The following is a 14,570-nucleotide window of genomic DNA, read 5'->3' on the forward strand; positions in this document are numbered from 1 at the left end:
GTAATGCTTGGATGTGGTAACGGGTGGTAGTTCCATCTTTTAATTGTTGAAGTGTGTCTTCAACGTCGAAATATCTCAATATTGAGTCTCCTTGGTTAGGTGTATTAACAAAAACACCTCGCAAACCTGATGGTTTCGAAGTGCGTTGATTGGATTATGTGGATAAAGTTTTATGCGATATGGGTACTATAACATTTTTCCTACCCACCTGTCAATCCCTATCACAAAATAAATTTCATGTCAATCACTTTTGTGAGTTGAGAAGATGGCAACTCAAGGGAGGGTATCATTTCCGGCTCTTCATGCGAGTGAGCCGATCTTATGGCTACGCCATTTGCACAATCAAGCTGATTACGAGGGTATCACGTAAGAGGGGGTATCATTTTAAATGATAAACCCTTTTACATTTATTTTGATACCTTCGGAAAGTGTAGGCTCACAATGAACCAGCGATCAGCGGGTGAATGTTGCATGAAAAAGTATCTGTTCATGATCATCTTGCACAATGATGTATGTTCAAGGAATACGAGAACATAAGAGAGATAATTAATAACCTTAATTTAATTAAGGGTAGTTAGTAGTTGGTTTCTGTCAGTGAGTGAAGCGAACATGACAAGTTATCTTTAACAGGAGAAACACTTCTCAACAATAACTCTATGCAAAGGTAACTCTCCTGTGTAGCTATCTTCCATGCGCTGATCACGCGCATATCAAATTGTACAGTTCACTTTATGGAGAATTAACCCTACATCCCTCGTTTCACTCATGATTGCGTGTTAATCGCGAATACTCGCCTCCATAGCGCCGGAAAAATCCCACGCTAAATACATTCTAAATACCAGGTATAGCAATGCTTATTCCATCCTAAATAACCAGCCTGTAACGCTCTCTGAGCGCCTTTCTCACTTTCAAAGTATGTTTCATCACTTATACGAAAGCCTTGCGCCGTGCGGCTCACAGCGATCATTGTCCACAATGTACACTTTCATGGTAGGTGCAATGTACTGAACGAGTATTCTCGAAAGATTACTCCGCTGATTTACAATGCCAAAATCCGCCAATTGATTAGCATTCTAATCATTTTATTACGCAATCAGTTTCAAGTGCATAAACTCCGCATAATCAGTGCATAAAGGCAGGTTAGCGCCGCCCTCGCCTAACGGATCTACATTTATCATCTTTAAATCAATTAGATAGACAATAACCACACACAAGCATTGGTAGTGTGATGTTCCGCTGTTGCCGCCGTTCTTCGTGCAGAGTTGAGGATTTGGCAATGTTCAAACACATGTTTATAAATGCCAACCTCATGATTTTGTTAAAGATATTTAAAAATGGTTCGAATTTCGAACAGGAGGCCGTGCTTCTTTGCGTTCAGCACTGGACACAACCGCGCCATTTACCACACACAACAAAGATCAACTTTTGATCATTTATCTTGCAACTTACTGAAATTGATCATAATGTTTATTTCATCGGTTTAGATGTGTGACTTTACAGGAGGGTAAATTGAACAGAGCAATAGTGTTAGACGAACAGCAAGCCAAAGCGATCAGGGAGTGGCTCAACGCACATAACAAGAGCCTGATAGCTGACGTTACGTTAATGATGCAAGCCGCCGTACTGCGTGTGGGGGATGCCGTCGCGTTACGCTTCGACGAAGTGATCAACGGTGAGATTGACATAGAAGAGCAGAAGACAGGGAAGCGCAAAGCCCTCACCCTTCCGGCTCCTGTGGTGCAGATGATCGCACGTCGCCGTGCTGAGTTTCCGCATGATGTGCATGTGTTCAGGAGCCAGCGCAACCGCTCGATGAACAAGCAAGCACCAGTACGACGCGAAGAAGTGAGCAAGCAAATCGCAGAAGCCGCGAAAGCTATCGGGATTCATGGCACTGTATCGGCGCACAGCTTCCGCAAAGCTGGCGGCAATGCCATTTACAAGCGCTCTGCAAACAACATCGCGTTAGCTATGACCGTGCTTAATCACAGCAACATCACCGACACCAGGCGCTATCTGGATTTAGACAAGCAAGCCGTTAGCCGTGTGATCAATGAGATGGACTTATAAGGAGATACGCATGAAACGCTTGCTTGTGCTGACGCTAACAGTAATGCCAGTCCTGGCGAATGCCGGACAAATTACGATGACTCACCCAGAGGAGGAACAGACGGAGAATGGGAAAACGTTCTGCACATACCAGAACAGCAATTACCTGTTCACTTTCGTAACTAAGGGGAAATGTCCGTATGCGAAAACCTTCAATACAGAGGATTCGGAAGAGTGAAAAAAGAGGAAGAGCCGATCATTAGCTTTATGCGGAACGGGGCTACGGTGTGCGTTTATACGCGGGTAGTGAAGTTTGCAGGGACGACAATACAGCGTCACCTGTTACCAACCAATCTTAGGAAAGCAGTTGATCAACAAGTGGCAGGGGCAGCCAACCACCAAGAAGCCCGCCCCCGCCGTATTCAACATTCCCAACGGAGAGAAGGAAATGCAGAACAGCAGCATTATGGCGTTAGCGCTCGCGCTGTGCAACGTAGAACGAGGTCAAGCGGTTAAAGTACCAGCTATGACAGGAAGCCAACTTAAATTACTGATGCAATGGCTCAATACCTTAAGGCAACTCCCCAATTCGTGACAAACAGCAATCAGAATCCACTTAATCTTAATGAAATTATGTTTTAAGATTGCAAGCGCTTTTAAATAAAACAATCAATCGGGATGATTTCTATGCGTAAAGGTTTATTAGTGTTGGTAGCTACAACTCTGCTTCTCTCTGGGTGTGCTGTACAGAAACAATTGGTTCCGACTGGTGGTAGTAAGGCCGATGGGACTGTAAAAATGAGCTATTCCTTCGGGATGTTCGAATCCCCTAAAGTGAACGTTCAGCAAGGCGCTCAAGCAGCAGCACAGCGTTGCGCTGCATGGGGCTATTCTGGTGCTGAGCCATTCGGTGGCTATACCTCAGTTTGTTCTCAACCATCCTCAAGCGGATGTATGGAAACAATGGTCACTATGGAGTATCAATGTACTGGTGACTTAAAGAAATAACATAAGGGGGCATAGTCCCCCTTTACCGCTATACATCCCACGGATTCGTTTTCATTTTCCTCATTGGGTACGCTTGACCATTCACGGTGAAAGTGAGTTTCTCTGTGTCGATCACTCCTTCCGCTTCTTTGTAATCGAATGGGAATTTCACTTTGTTATCGTTGATTTTGTATAAACCGCCTGGAATGTTGGGGCCATGGTTCACCTGCAAATAATCCCCCTTGATCGTCCAACGCCCCTCTACCTGGTATCCAATCGCGCTGCCATGTTCATTAAAGTAAATGCTCATAATGATTCCTTACTCTTTGAACTCGATTTCTTGATCATCAAGTTCCCCATTGCGAGAAATCTTGACTGAAAAACGTTTGAAGGTTTTGAAAAACTCCTCAAGCGTCATTTTGACTTTTTCCCTTCTTAACCCATGTTCATCGTCTGAAACAAATGCTTCAACATCAAAGAAACGCTCTGCTGAGTAGAAGGAAATGCCTTTCACAATCTCACCTGCTTTTAATACCCCTTTGCCTCTCAGAAAGTCGCTAAAGTCTTCCTGATCAGCGCTGTCTGCTGCAACGCTTCCCTTCCAGTCGTCATACTGAACATGAGCCTTAAAGTGTTCTTTTTCCATCTTATTTATCCTTTGCTGTGGGTAATCAAAGGTAGCGTAGCGCAGATTTTGGACAATACAAGCCTTAATGCCCGTTGGTGGTAAGACAACGTGCGGAGCCGTTAGGCGACAACATCAGGATATGTCAGACAATGAAGTTTATCAGGATGACCATGTACCCGAAGGAGCGAGGCCGAACCGCTGGCAGAGCCTGCATTTCGTGTGCAGGTACGAACACCACCATAAAACCTGTTTATTCCCTGCAACGTCATCGCGACGTGTGGCATGTGGGAGCATCGGCAAAAATGCGCTTCACTGTAAGGTTATGAGAAGTGCGATCCGTCGCTGCCTGGTGTAGGCTTTGCGTTCATTGTTGGACTATCGCGGTAAGAACTTGAAACCACCGCCGACGATTAGCTACACTCTCATTTCACCGAGTAACCATTCGTGACAAGTCTCAAAGTAGTGAACTATGGTAGAACGCCTAAGCATGTTAGTAAGCACTACTGCGTAACATGCTGAAAGAACCGGAGTTTTTCGAACGGTTCCACCTGGGGAGATTCTGGAGCGGGCGAAGGGAATCGAACCCTCGTATAGAGCTTGGGAAGCTCTCGTTCTACCATTGAACTACGCCCGCTTTGAGGTGCGTAAAGCATTATAGACCTTACGCGTCTTCAGACAAGCCTCTGCATAACTAAGTGGCGATTAAATAATCACTTAGCACTTCGGTTTACTGCCGGGCGCAGGAAGATAACGCTGTGGATCGATGGCCGTCGCCTTATAGCGAATCTGGAAGTGCAGCTTTACCGAGTCTGTACCGGTACTCCCCATTGTCGCAATCTTCTGCCCTGCCTTCACGTTCTGCCCATTATTGACCAGCATCGTATCGTTGTGGGCATAAGCAGTGATGTAATCTTCACCATGTTTAATCATGATCAGATTACCGTACCCGCGCAGCTGGTTACCAACGTAGACCACCTTTCCCGCGCCGGATGCGTAGACCGGCGTGCCGCGCGCTGCCGCGATATCAATACCTTTGTTACCACCTTCAGACAATGAGTATGGCACCACCACTTTGCCACTGGCAGGCCAGATCCAGCAGCGCTGCCCGACCGGTGGCCAGGAGGACTGCGGTACCGCATAGGATGGCGTGACTTTGGCGGTCTTACCTTTTGAGGTGGTTGATTTTTTGGCTGAAGAGGAAGAACTACCGTTAACCCTGAGCTGTTGCCCCACTTCGAGGGTGTACGGTGCCGGGATATTGTTCATCCACGCAATATCTTTCACGCTGGTGCCCGTCATACGCGAAATACGGTACAGCGTATCACCACGCTTCACGGTATACACCGCTCCGGAATAGCTGCCCATATCCGAAGATTTACTTCCCGAGCATCCCGCCAGAAGTAGCGCCAGCGTCAGGCAGAAAACGGCAGTGATGGGGTTTCGAGTCAGGCTTCCTGCAAACAAAACAGATCCTCGGTCAGCGTGAATGGCGCACTATGATAGCAGCCGAAACTGATATGGGTCATTCCCTTTTCCGCTCTGCGGGTCAAAGTGTTCGTATTAAGAATGCAGTATAATAATGCCGCTGATGGTAGTGCGGGTCTGAATAAGTGCAGCACTACCCGGCGGTCCTTGTACTGGAGCAAGAATGAGTATTCAAGAACACGTTATTTTGGTAGATGACCAGGGACTGGTGCTTGGCACTCAGGAAAAATACGCCGCACACACCTCGCATACCCCGCTGCATCTGGCTTTCTCCTCCTGGCTGTTTAATGCCAAAGGTGAATGTCTGATCACCCGCCGCGCATTAAGCAAGAAAGCCTGGCCGGGCGTCTGGACAAACTCCGTCTGTGGTCACCCGCAGTCCGGCGAAGAAACAACACAGGCGGTTATCCGTCGCTGCCGCTTTGAAGTGGGCGCAGAAATCACAGATATCACCCCCGTCGCACCGGAGTTTCGTTATCGGGAATCTGATCCATCCGGGATCGTTGAAAACGAGATTTGCCCGGTATTCGCAGCCCGCATCACGAACAATGTGACAATAAATCGCGATGAGGTGATGGAATATCAGTGGGTTGAGCTGGAAGCGTTGTTCCGCGCGCTGGATGCCACTCCGTGGGCCTTTAGCCCGTGGATGGTCATGGAAGCCACAACCGCCCGCGAGGCGCTCAGAGCCTTCGCGGCGCAATAAAAAAGCCCCTTTCGGGGCTTTTTTGACATCTTAACGACTTATTTCACCGGACGCATCGCCGGGAACAGGATCACATCACGAATGGTATGGCTGTTGGTGAACAGCATAACCATACGGTCGATACCAATACCCAGACCTGCTGTTGGCGGCAGACCGTGCTCCAGCGCGGTCACGTAGTCTTCGTCGAAGAACATCGCTTCGTCGTCCCCTGCCGCTTTCGCATCAACCTGGTCCTGGAAACGCTGCGCCTGATCTTCTGCATCGTTCAGCTCGCTAAAGCCGTTGCCGATTTCGCGGCCACCGATGAAGAATTCAAAGCGATCGGTAATTTCCGGGTTCACGTCATTACGACGCGCCAGCGGAGAGACTTCAGCCGGGTATTCGGTGATGAAGGTTGGCTGAATCAGGTGTGCTTCTGCCACTTCTTCGAAGATCTCGGTCACGATACGGCCCAGACCCCAGCTCTTCTCAACTTTGATACCGATGCTTTCGGCGATCGCTTTCGCAGAACCGAAGTTATCCAGGTCAGCCATGTCGGTTTCTGGACGGTATTTCTTGATCGCTTCGCGCATGGTCAGTTTGACGAACGGCTTACCGAAATCGAAGACCTCTTCACCGTAAGGCACTTCAGTGGTACCCAGAACGTCCTGCGCCAGGGTACGGAACAGGGATTCGGTCAGCTCGATCAGATCTTTGTAATCTGCATACGCCATATAGAGTTCCATCATGGTGAACTCTGGGTTATGGCGAACGGAGATGCCTTCGTTACGGAAGTTACGGTTGATTTCAAATACGCGGTCGAAACCACCCACAACCAGACGCTTCAGGTACAGTTCCGGCGCGATACGCAGGTACATGTCCAGGTCCAGGGCGTTGTGATGGGTGATAAACGGACGCGCAGACGCGCCGCCAGGGATCACCTGCATCATCGGGGTTTCTACTTCCATAAAATCGCGGTTAACCATGAACTGACGGATACCCGCCATAATCTGGGAGCGAATTTTGAAGGTCTTGCGGGATTCATCGTTAGAGATGAGATCCAGGTAACGCTGACGGTAGCGTGCTTCCTGATCCTGCAGACCGTGGAATTTGTCCGGCAGCGGGCGCAGCGCTTTGGTCAGCAAACGCAGCTCGGTGCAGTGGATAGACAGTTCACCGGTCTTGGTTTTGAACAGCTTACCTTTCGCACCCAGGATATCGCCCAGGTCCCATTTCTTGAACTGCTCGTTGTAGACGCCTTCCGGCAGGTCGTCACGGGACACGTACAGCTGAATACGGCCACCCACGTCCTGCAGCGTGACGAAAGAGGCTTTACCCATGATACGACGGGTCATCATACGGCCAGCCACGGACACTTCAACGTTCAGTGCTTCCAGCTCTTCGTTCTCTTTACTGCCGAAATCTGCGTGCAATTGGTCTGAGGTGTGGTCACGACGAAAATCGTTCGGGAACGGCACGCCCTGCTCACGCAGTGCAGCCAGCTTCTCGCGGCGGGTTTTCAGTTCGTTGTTAAGATCAACTACTACGTCAGCGCCCTGTGCTTGTTGTTCAGACATTTTGGTTCCTCATAACCCTGCTTTCAAACTTGCTTCGATAAATTGGTCCAGGCTGCCGTCCAGCACCGCCTGCGTATTACGGGTTTCAACCCCGGTACGCAGGTCTTTGATGCGGGAGTCATCGAGGACGTAAGAACGGATCTGGCTGCCCCAGCCAATGTCAGACTTGTTATCTTCCATCGCCTGTTTCTCAGCATTTTTCTTCTGCATTTCGAGCTCATAAAGCTTCGCTTTCATCTGCTTCATGGCCTGGTCTTTGTTCTTATGCTGGGAACGGTCGTTCTGGCATTGCGTTACCAGCCCGGTTGGAATGTGGGTAATACGCACCGCAGATTCCGTACGGTTAACGTGCTGACCACCCGCACCAGATGCGCGATAAACGTCAATACGCAGATCGGCCGGGTTGATGTCGATATCGATATCGTCTTCCACTTCCGGGTAGACAAACGCGGAGCTGAAGGAGGTATGGCGACGACCACCGGAGTCGAACGGGCTCTTACGCACCAGGCGGTGAACGCCAGTTTCAGTACGCAACCAGCCATAGGCGTAATCGCCGATAATCTTGATGGTGACGGATTTCAGACCCGCGACTTCACCTTCAGACTCTTCGATGATTTCGGTTTTGAAGCCGCGCGCTTCTGCCCAACGCAGATACATACGCGTCAGCATGCTTGCCCAGTCCTGCGCTTCAGTACCGCCAGAACCGGCCTGGATATCCAGATAGCAGTCAGCGCTGTCATACTCGCCAGAGAACATGCGACGGAATTCAAGCTGTGCCAGCTTCTCTTCCAGACCGTCGAGTTCTGCCACGGCTTCGTTAAAGGTTTCTTCGTCGTCGGCTTCTACAGCCAGCTCCAGCAGACCGGAAACATCTTCCAGCCCCTGAGACATTTGGTCGAGGGTATCAACGATAGCTTCGAGAGAGGAACGCTCTTTACCCAGCGCCTGAGCGCGTTCAGGTTCGTTCCAGACGTCCGGCTGTTCCAGCTCGGCATTTACTTCTTCAAGGCGCTCTTTCTTGGCATCGTAGTCAAAGATACCCCCTAAGAACGTCAGAGCGCTCCGTGAGGTCCTGAATACGGTTTTTTACCGGATTAATTTCAAACATGGTCTGTTTTCTTTTATGGACTTGTCAAAATGCGGTGATAAGAGCGGGATTGTACCGAATCCACGCCCTTTTTTGTAGCTTTACTGACGCTAAATTGGCCAGATATTGTCGATGATGATCTGAAGGGAGCGGTTACCGCGAAACTCGTTAATATCAAGCTTGTAGGCCAGTTCCACCTCGCGCACGCCGTTGTCCGGCCAGATGGCGGTATCGATGTTAAAAGCAATGCCATCCAGCAGTGGGCCTCCGCCAACCGGTTCAACCATCACTTTCAAATGGCGTTCGCCCACAATGCGCTGTTGCAACAGACGGAAACGGCCATCGAACAACGGTTCAGGGAACATCTGCCCCCATGGGCCTGCATCGCGCAGCATCTGTGCCACGTCCATCGTCATTTCTGCCGCTGACAGTGCGCCGTCGGAAACCACTTCGCCCTGCAGCAGAGCCGGGTCAATCCAGTCGGTCACCAGCTCACCGAACAGGCGCTGGAACTCATCAAACTTCGCTTCCTCCAGCGACAAACCGGCTGCCATCGCGTGGCCGCCGAACTTGATCATCAGGCCAGGATAAAGCGTATCCAGACGCTCCAGCGCATCACGCATGTGCAGCCCCTGAATTGAGCGACCAGAACCTTTCAGCGTGCCGTCGCCCGCCGGGGCAAAAGCAATCACCGGGCGGTGGAAACGCTCTTTAATGCGCGACGCCAGAATGCCCACCACACCCTGATGCCACTCGGGATGATACATTGCCAGGCCGCCCGGCAGCGTATCACCGCTACGCTCCAGCTTTTCGCACAGGGTCAGCGCTTCAGCCTGCATTCCCTGCTCAATCTCTTTGCGGGTTTGATTCAGCGCATCCAGTTCGTTGGCCAGCACGCGCGCTTCACCAATGTTGTCGCACAGCAGCAACGCAACGCCAACGGACATATCGTCCAGCCTTCCGGCAGCGTTCAGACGCGGCCCGAGGGCAAAACCTAAATCACTTGCCGCCAGCCTGAGCGGGTCACGGTTGGAAATCTCCAGCAGCGCTTTAATTCCCGGACGGCACTTGCCCGCCCGAATACGGCTTAAGCCCTGCCAGGTCAAAATGCGGTTGTTGGTATCCAGCGGCACCACGTCTGCCACGGTACCAAGCGCCACCAAATCGAGGTACTCGGCCAGGTTCGGCACGGCGATCCCACGGGATTCAAACCAGCCCTTATCACGCAGCAGCGTGCGTAGCGCCAGCATCAGATAAAACGCTACCCCTACTCCCGCCAGCGATTTCGACGGGAAATCGCAGTCGCGCAGGTTCGGGTTAATAATGGCTTCGGCGGCAGGGAGAGTCTCTCCCGGCAGGTGATGATCGGTCACGAGCACCGGGATCCCCAACTGGTGCGAACGCTCAACGCCCGCATGAGAGGAAATACCGTTATCCACGGTCATGATCATCTGTGCACCGCGCGCGTGTGCCTGCTCGACCACTTCCGGGCTAAGACCGTAGCCATCTTCAAACCGGTTTGGCACCAGATAGGTGACGTTATCGCAGCCCAGTGCGCGCAGGCTGAGCACACTCAGCGCAGTGCTGGTTGCACCATCGGCATCGAAATCCCCCACCACCACAATCCGCGTCCCATCACGGAACGCGTTGTAGAGCATTTCAGTGGCTTTTTCGACACCGTTAAGCTGCTGCCAGGGCAGCATCCCTTTGACGCCACGTTCAAGATCTTCCGCCGTACGCACACCACGGCTCGCGTAGAGCCGCTTTAACAGCGGAGAAAGATCGGCGGGTAAATCAGCCGTTTCAACCGCTTCACGGCGGCGCAGTTTTATCGGGGCTTTCACGCGGATTATTTACCACCAAACTGTTTCTGGTGCGCGTCGAGGAACTCTTTCATCTCTTTTGGTCCCTGATAACCCGGTACAACATAGCCATTGCTCAGCACAATCGCGGGTGTACCGTTCACACCAAACTGCACGCCCAGCGCATAGTGGTTGGCAATATTGATATCACAGGAAGCTGGCTGTACGCCTTTGCCGTTCATCGCGTCATCAAAGGCTTTGTTACGGTCTTTCGCACACCAGATAGCTTTCATATCCTGCTCAGGCTGGCTCTGTACGCCCGCTCGCGGGAAGGCCAGGTAACGCACTGTGATCCCCAGCGCGTTGTAGTCTTTCATCTCTTCATGCAGCTTGTGGCAATAGCCGCAGGTGATGTCGGTGAAGACGGTAATGACGTGTTTTTCCTGCGCCGCTTTATAGACGATCATCTCTTTGTCGAGCGCGTTCAGTTTTTTCATCAGCAGCTGATTAGTCACGTTCACGGGCTGCGCGCCGCTCACATCGTACATTGGCCCCTGAATAATGTGCTTCCCGTCTTCGGTCACGTACAGCACGCCGTTGTCAGTTAATACGGTTTTCATACCTGCAACTGGCGCAGCCTGAACATCGCTGCTGGTGACACCCAGTTTCGTCAGAGACTGTTTAATGGCGGCGTCATCCGCATGGGCAAAACCGGTAAATGAAGCTGCCAGCAGGGTGAACAGCGCAAAAGACTTTTTCATAGTTGATCCTGTTACAATTCGTCGGCACTCACGCACGTGGGTGGTGCTGTTGGTGTAGCTGCCGCAGGCGTTCCGTCGCGACATGGGTGTAAATCTGCGTCGTTGAAAGATCGCTGTGTCCCAGCAACATCTGTACCACGCGTAAATCAGCGCCGTGGTTTAACAGATGCGTCGCAAACGCATGACGCAGAACGTGCGGTGACAGTTTTTCACTGTCGATGCCAGCCAGTGTGGCGTAATGCTTGATGCGATGCCAGAACGTTTGCCGCGTCATCTGCTGCGCACGCTGGCTGGGGAACAAGACATCAATCGAAACGCCATTAAGCAGCCACGGACGACCGTGCTCCAGATACGTTTCCAGCCAGTAGACTGCCTCTTCGCCCAGCGGTACCAGCCGTTCCTTGTTCCCTTTACCTATCACGCGAACCACGCCCTGACGCAGGCTGATGTCGCTCATCGTTAGCCCTACTAACTCAGAAACACGCAGGCCGGTAGCATACAATAGTTCAAGCATGGCTTTATCGCGTAACTCCAGCGGCAGGTCAACTGCAGGCGACTGTAATAATCTCTCAACTTGTGCTTCGCTGAGATCTTTCGGCAACCGCTGGGGGAGTTTAGGTGAGGCCAGAAGTGCGCTGGGGTCGTCCGCGCGAACTTTCTCACGGTAAAGGTGCTGAAACAGCCGACGCATAGCGCTTAGCAGGCGTGCGGAGCTGGTTGCTTTGTAGCCCCCGTCCATACGCTCGCCGAGTAATGTCTGCAGATCGTCATGTTGTACGCTCTCAAGCGACAGTTCCCTGTGTGCCAGCCATTCCACCAGCATGGTGAGATCGCGCCGGTAGGCACTGAGCGTATTCTCGGCCAGGTTTTTCTCCAGCCAAAGCGCATCGAGAAACTGTTCGATGAGTGCGAGATCCTTTTCCACAGCGGCCCCTTTAATTCAGCAATACGGGCATTATGCCTGATTGTTACCGGTTTCTGGTACACTACGCGCAAAGTCAACGCAAGAATTGAGATAGTTACGCGATGAATATTGGTCTGTTCTATGGTTCCAGCACCTGCTACACCGAAATGGCGGCAGAAAAAATTCGCGACATCATTGGCCCGGAACTGGTGACGTTGCATAACCTGAAAGATGACGCACTCACGCTGATGGAACAGTACGACGTACTGATCCTCGGTATCCCAACCTGGGACTTCGGCGAAATACAAGAAGACTGGGAAGCCATCTGGGAACAGCTCGATACGTTCAGCCTCGACGGCAAAATCATTGCCATGTACGGCATGGGCGATCAGTTGGGTTACGGTGAGTGGTTCCTGGATGCGCTCGGCATGCTGCACGACAAACTGGCACCGAAAGGCGTTACGTTTATCGGCTACTGGCCAACCGAAGGGTACGAGTTCACCAGCAAAAAGCCGATTATCGCAGACGGCCAGCTGTTTGTCGGGCTCGCGCTGGATGAAACCAACCAGTACGATCTTAGCGACGAACGCCTGCAAAACTGGTGCGAACAGATTCTGGGTGAGATGGCAGAAAAGTTTAGCTGACGTGCATTTATTCCTGCGTCGGCTGCTGCAATATCATCCGGCGCAGATCTCGCCACTCTGCAGTGTCCATGCTGTCTGCTGACAACCACAGATGTTGGCGACGCCCGCCATCTACCTTGCGCAACCGTAGCATCATGCCGGAATTGAGCATCCAGGGCATACCAATAATATCCCAGTCTTTACCCTGCCAGCGCAGGCGAGAGTCCATCAGTAATTTGATTTCACCCTGACAGGCGTTAATTCGGCGTTGGCTGCGCACGCTGTCAAAAACCACAAATGACAGCAACAGCAGCCACAAAGGTGTATAGCTAAGCGGCCACGGCATCAGTAAAATAAATGCCGCAACCAGGCCGTGAAGTAATAACGACATCCACTGTGAGCGCCACGAGACGCGAAGATCAGATTGCCACAGGACCACGTTCCCGATTCCGTGTTTGAATTAATTCCACCATCCGTTGCAACCCGGTGTCGGCGGGTTGACCGTGATTCATCAGCCAGTTGAATAAATCAGGATCGTCAGACTCAAGCAGGCGTACAAACAGACGCTTATCGTCATCGCTCAGGCTGTCATACTCATACTCGAAGAAAGGCATGATAGAAATATCAAGTTCACGCATACCACGTCGACACGCCCAGTGAATACGGGCCTTGTTGTTAATATCCATGTTCTGTTTCCTGCATTACGTTTGGCACAGTTGGCACCCCGTCCAGTGTTCTTTATTTCTCTGCGGGGACACAAACTAGTGTAACGTGTTTTCGACCGTTTCTTTACTGGAATATTACGAACCTGAAGCAGGACTCCAGAAAAAAACCCTACCAGGATAGTGGATTACTCTGTTTTGCGTGGCGCTACGCATATCTGCGTTATGGCACGAATGGCCTGCTGAAAGCGCTTGCAATGATTACAGTCTCTTTTACCATTAGGCATTATCAAAGCGTTAAGCAATTCAGGATATCACTATGGCTTTTATTCCATTCTCTCCTCGCCAGCCCGCCGCCTCTGCGCGTTTGCCGCTGACGCTTATTTCTCTTGATGACTGGGCGCTGGCGACACTCACCGGTGCCGACAGCGAAAAGTATCTGCAGGGCCAGGTGACCGCTGACGTCAGCCTGATGAACGAACACCAGCATCTGCTGGCCGCGCACTGTGATCCAAAAGGCAAAATGTGGAGCAACCTGCGTCTGTTCCGTCGTCAGGACGGGTTTGCCTTTATTGAGCGCCGCAGCCTGCGCGATGCCCAACTGACCGAACTGAAAAAATACGCAGTCTTTTCCAAAGTCACTATTGCACCGGACGATGAGCATGTCCTGCTCGGTGTGGCAGGCTTCCAGGCACGCGCGGCGCTGAAAAATCTGTTCAGCGAGCTGCCGGATGCGGAAAAACAGCTGGTCAGCGAGGGCGCAACATCCATCCTGTGGTTTGAACACCCGGCGGAGCGTTTCCTGCTGGTGACGGATGCCGCCACTGCCGAACGCGTCACCGAGGCGCTTCGCGGTGAAGCACAGTTCAACAACAGCCAGCAGTGGCTGGCGCTGAACATTGAAGCAGGATTACCGGTGATTGACGCAGCGAACAGCGCGCAGTTTATTCCGCAAGCAACCAACCTGCAGGCGCTGGGAGGCATCAGCTTTAAGAAAGGCTGCTATACCGGTCAGGAGATGGTGGCGCGTGCGAAATTCCGCGGAGCAAACAAGCGTGCATTATGGACGCTGGCGGGCCACGCCAGTCGCGTCCCGGAAGCGGGCGAAGATTTAGAGCTGAAGATGGGTGACAACTGGCGTCGTACCGGCACCGTTTTAGCCGCAGTGCAGTTGGATGATGGCCGTCTTCTGGTTCAGGCCGTGATGAATAACGATATGGAAGCCGACAGCGTGTTCCGCGTGCGTGACGATGCCAATACCCTGAGCATCGAGCCACTGCCATATTCACTGGAAGAGTGATGCGGTATCGCCCGGTGGTG

17 protein-coding genes and 1 tRNA gene are annotated in these 14,570 nt (G+C 51.7%); 7 read left to right on the forward strand and 11 right to left on the reverse strand.

The features are described from left to right. The first annotated feature begins 1,509 nt into the window (after window positions 1–1,509). From HV318_RS09440 to yecR, 4 genes are all read left to right on the forward strand, one after another. Window positions 1,510–2,070 carry a tyrosine-type recombinase/integrase gene (locus tag HV318_RS09440; RefSeq protein WP_182272542.1) on the forward strand — a complete coding sequence of 187 codons (561 nt, stop codon included), beginning with the start codon at window positions 1,510–1,512 and terminating at the stop codon, window positions 2,068–2,070. Window positions 2,071–2,080: 10 nt separating this feature from the next. After that, window positions 2,081–2,287: a hypothetical protein gene (locus HV318_RS09445; RefSeq protein WP_182272543.1), complete on the forward strand. Its 207-nt coding sequence runs from the start codon at window positions 2,081–2,083 to the stop codon at window positions 2,285–2,287. A 129-nt stretch (window positions 2,288–2,416) separates the two neighbouring features. Further along, window positions 2,417–2,644 (forward strand): hypothetical protein, encoded by a 228-nt coding sequence (locus HV318_RS09450; RefSeq protein ID WP_249421799.1) that lies wholly within the window; start codon window positions 2,417–2,419, stop codon window positions 2,642–2,644. Between the two features lie 92 nt (window positions 2,645–2,736). Further along, window positions 2,737–3,057: a YecR family lipoprotein gene (gene yecR, locus HV318_RS09455; protein WP_072034176.1), complete on the forward strand. Its 321-nt coding sequence runs from the start codon at window positions 2,737–2,739 to the stop codon at window positions 3,055–3,057. A 28-nt stretch (window positions 3,058–3,085) separates the two neighbouring features. Here the strand turns inward: yecR and HV318_RS09460 are convergent, their stop codons facing one another. From HV318_RS09460 to actS, 4 genes are all read right to left on the reverse strand, one after another. Next, window positions 3,086–3,346: a hypothetical protein gene (locus tag HV318_RS09460; RefSeq protein WP_182272545.1), complete on the reverse strand. Its 261-nt coding sequence runs from the start codon at window positions 3,344–3,346 to the stop codon at window positions 3,086–3,088. Window positions 3,347–3,355: 9 nt separating this feature from the next. Further along, window positions 3,356–3,682, reverse strand: coding sequence for a hypothetical protein (locus tag HV318_RS09465; RefSeq protein ID WP_182272546.1), 327 nt, complete (start codon window positions 3,680–3,682; stop codon window positions 3,356–3,358). Between the two features lie 542 nt (window positions 3,683–4,224). Then, window positions 4,225–4,298, reverse strand: a tRNA-Gly gene (locus HV318_RS09470). 80 nt (window positions 4,299–4,378) lie between these two features. Then, the gene (gene actS, locus HV318_RS09475; protein ID WP_182272547.1) at window positions 4,379–5,128 is read right to left on the reverse strand and encodes an amidase activator ActS; all 750 of its coding nucleotides are present in this window, start codon (window positions 5,126–5,128) and stop codon (window positions 4,379–4,381) included. Window positions 5,129–5,312: 184 nt separating this feature from the next. Between actS and idi the strand changes: the two genes are divergently transcribed. Continuing rightward, window positions 5,313–5,855 carry an isopentenyl-diphosphate Delta-isomerase gene (idi, locus tag HV318_RS09480; RefSeq protein ID WP_182272548.1) on the forward strand — a complete coding sequence of 181 codons (543 nt, stop codon included), beginning with the start codon at window positions 5,313–5,315 and terminating at the stop codon, window positions 5,853–5,855. Window positions 5,856–5,893: 38 nt separating this feature from the next. Here idi and lysS read toward each other — a convergent pair whose 3' ends face one another. The 5 genes from lysS to xerD all read right to left on the reverse strand — a co-directional run bounded on the left by lysS (window position 5,894) and on the right by xerD (window position 11,986). Continuing rightward, window positions 5,894–7,411 (reverse strand): lysine--tRNA ligase, encoded by a 1,518-nt coding sequence (gene lysS / locus HV318_RS09485; protein WP_182272549.1) that lies wholly within the window; start codon window positions 7,409–7,411, stop codon window positions 5,894–5,896. 9 nt (window positions 7,412–7,420) lie between these two features. Then, a protein-coding gene (gene prfB, locus HV318_RS09490) for a peptide chain release factor 2 (protein ID WP_182272550.1) occupies window positions 7,421–8,519 on the reverse strand; the annotation gives its coding sequence in 2 pieces (ribosomal slippage) (window positions 7,421–8,443 and window positions 8,445–8,519; 1,098 coding nt in all). Between the two features lie 89 nt (window positions 8,520–8,608). After that, window positions 8,609–10,342: a single-stranded-DNA-specific exonuclease RecJ gene (gene recJ, locus HV318_RS09495; protein ID WP_182272551.1), complete on the reverse strand. Its 1,734-nt coding sequence runs from the start codon at window positions 10,340–10,342 to the stop codon at window positions 8,609–8,611. A 5-nt stretch (window positions 10,343–10,347) separates the two neighbouring features. Then, window positions 10,348–11,061: a bifunctional protein-disulfide isomerase/oxidoreductase DsbC gene (dsbC, locus tag HV318_RS09500; RefSeq protein ID WP_182272552.1), complete on the reverse strand. Its 714-nt coding sequence runs from the start codon at window positions 11,059–11,061 to the stop codon at window positions 10,348–10,350. A gap of 28 nt (window positions 11,062–11,089) precedes the next feature. Next, complete coding sequence (xerD, locus tag HV318_RS09505; RefSeq protein ID WP_182272553.1) at window positions 11,090–11,986, reverse strand: site-specific tyrosine recombinase XerD; 897 nt, start codon at window positions 11,984–11,986, stop codon at window positions 11,090–11,092. Between the two features lie 101 nt (window positions 11,987–12,087). Here xerD and fldB point away from each other — a divergent pair, with 101 nt between their 5' ends. Continuing rightward, window positions 12,088–12,609, forward strand: a complete 522-nt coding sequence (gene fldB, locus HV318_RS09510) for a flavodoxin FldB (protein ID WP_182272554.1) — start codon at window positions 12,088–12,090, stop codon at window positions 12,607–12,609. Window positions 12,610–12,616: 7 nt separating this feature from the next. On the opposite strand, the gene HV318_RS09515 is transcribed toward fldB, so the two are convergent. Continuing rightward, on the reverse strand, window positions 12,617–13,027 hold the full coding sequence (locus HV318_RS09515; RefSeq protein ID WP_182272555.1) for a protein YgfX: 411 nt from the start codon (window positions 13,025–13,027) through the stop codon (window positions 12,617–12,619). Further along, on the reverse strand, window positions 13,008–13,274 hold the full coding sequence (gene sdhE, locus HV318_RS09520) for an FAD assembly factor SdhE (RefSeq protein ID WP_182272556.1): 267 nt from the start codon (window positions 13,272–13,274) through the stop codon (window positions 13,008–13,010). Before sdhE ends, HV318_RS09515 begins: the two co-directional genes overlap by 20 nt. Window positions 13,275–13,569: 295 nt before the next feature. Between sdhE and ygfZ the strand changes: the two genes are divergently transcribed. Continuing rightward, window positions 13,570–14,550 (forward strand): tRNA-modifying protein YgfZ, encoded by a 981-nt coding sequence (gene ygfZ, locus HV318_RS09525; RefSeq protein WP_182272557.1) that lies wholly within the window; start codon window positions 13,570–13,572, stop codon window positions 14,548–14,550. Window positions 14,551–14,570 lie beyond the last annotated feature (20 nt).

The organism is Enterobacter sp. RHBSTW-00901, from assembly GCF_014103115.1.
Classification (GTDB): Bacteria; Pseudomonadota; Gammaproteobacteria; order Enterobacterales; family Enterobacteriaceae; genus Enterobacter; species Enterobacter cloacae_P.

What these genes read in the sequence shown, in the direction of transcription:
- HV318_RS09445 (WP_182272543.1), top strand. Translation starts at nt 2,081, where the DNA reads ATGAAACGCTTGCTTGTGCTGACGCTAACAGTAATGCCAGTCCTGGCG.
- yecR (WP_072034176.1), top strand. Translation starts at nt 2,737, where the DNA reads ATGCGTAAAGGTTTATTAGTGTTGGTAGCTACAACTCTGCTTCTCTCT.
- HV318_RS09460 (WP_182272545.1), bottom strand. Translation starts at nt 3,346, where the DNA reads ATGAGCATTTACTTTAATGAACATGGCAGCGCGATTGGATACCAGGTA.
- HV318_RS09465 (WP_182272546.1), bottom strand. Translation starts at nt 3,682, where the DNA reads ATGGAAAAAGAACACTTTAAGGCTCATGTTCAGTATGACGACTGGAAG.
- idi (WP_182272548.1), top strand. Translation starts at nt 5,313, where the DNA reads ATGAGTATTCAAGAACACGTTATTTTGGTAGATGACCAGGGACTGGTG.
- lysS (WP_182272549.1), bottom strand. Translation starts at nt 7,411, where the DNA reads ATGTCTGAACAACAAGCACAGGGCGCTGACGTAGTAGTTGATCTTAAC.
- dsbC (WP_182272552.1), bottom strand. Translation starts at nt 11,061, where the DNA reads ATGAAAAAGTCTTTTGCGCTGTTCACCCTGCTGGCAGCTTCATTTACC.
- fldB (WP_182272554.1), top strand. Translation starts at nt 12,088, where the DNA reads ATGAATATTGGTCTGTTCTATGGTTCCAGCACCTGCTACACCGAAATG.
- sdhE (WP_182272556.1), bottom strand. Translation starts at nt 13,274, where the DNA reads ATGGATATTAACAACAAGGCCCGTATTCACTGGGCGTGTCGACGTGGT.
- ygfZ (WP_182272557.1), top strand. Translation starts at nt 13,570, where the DNA reads ATGGCTTTTATTCCATTCTCTCCTCGCCAGCCCGCCGCCTCTGCGCGT.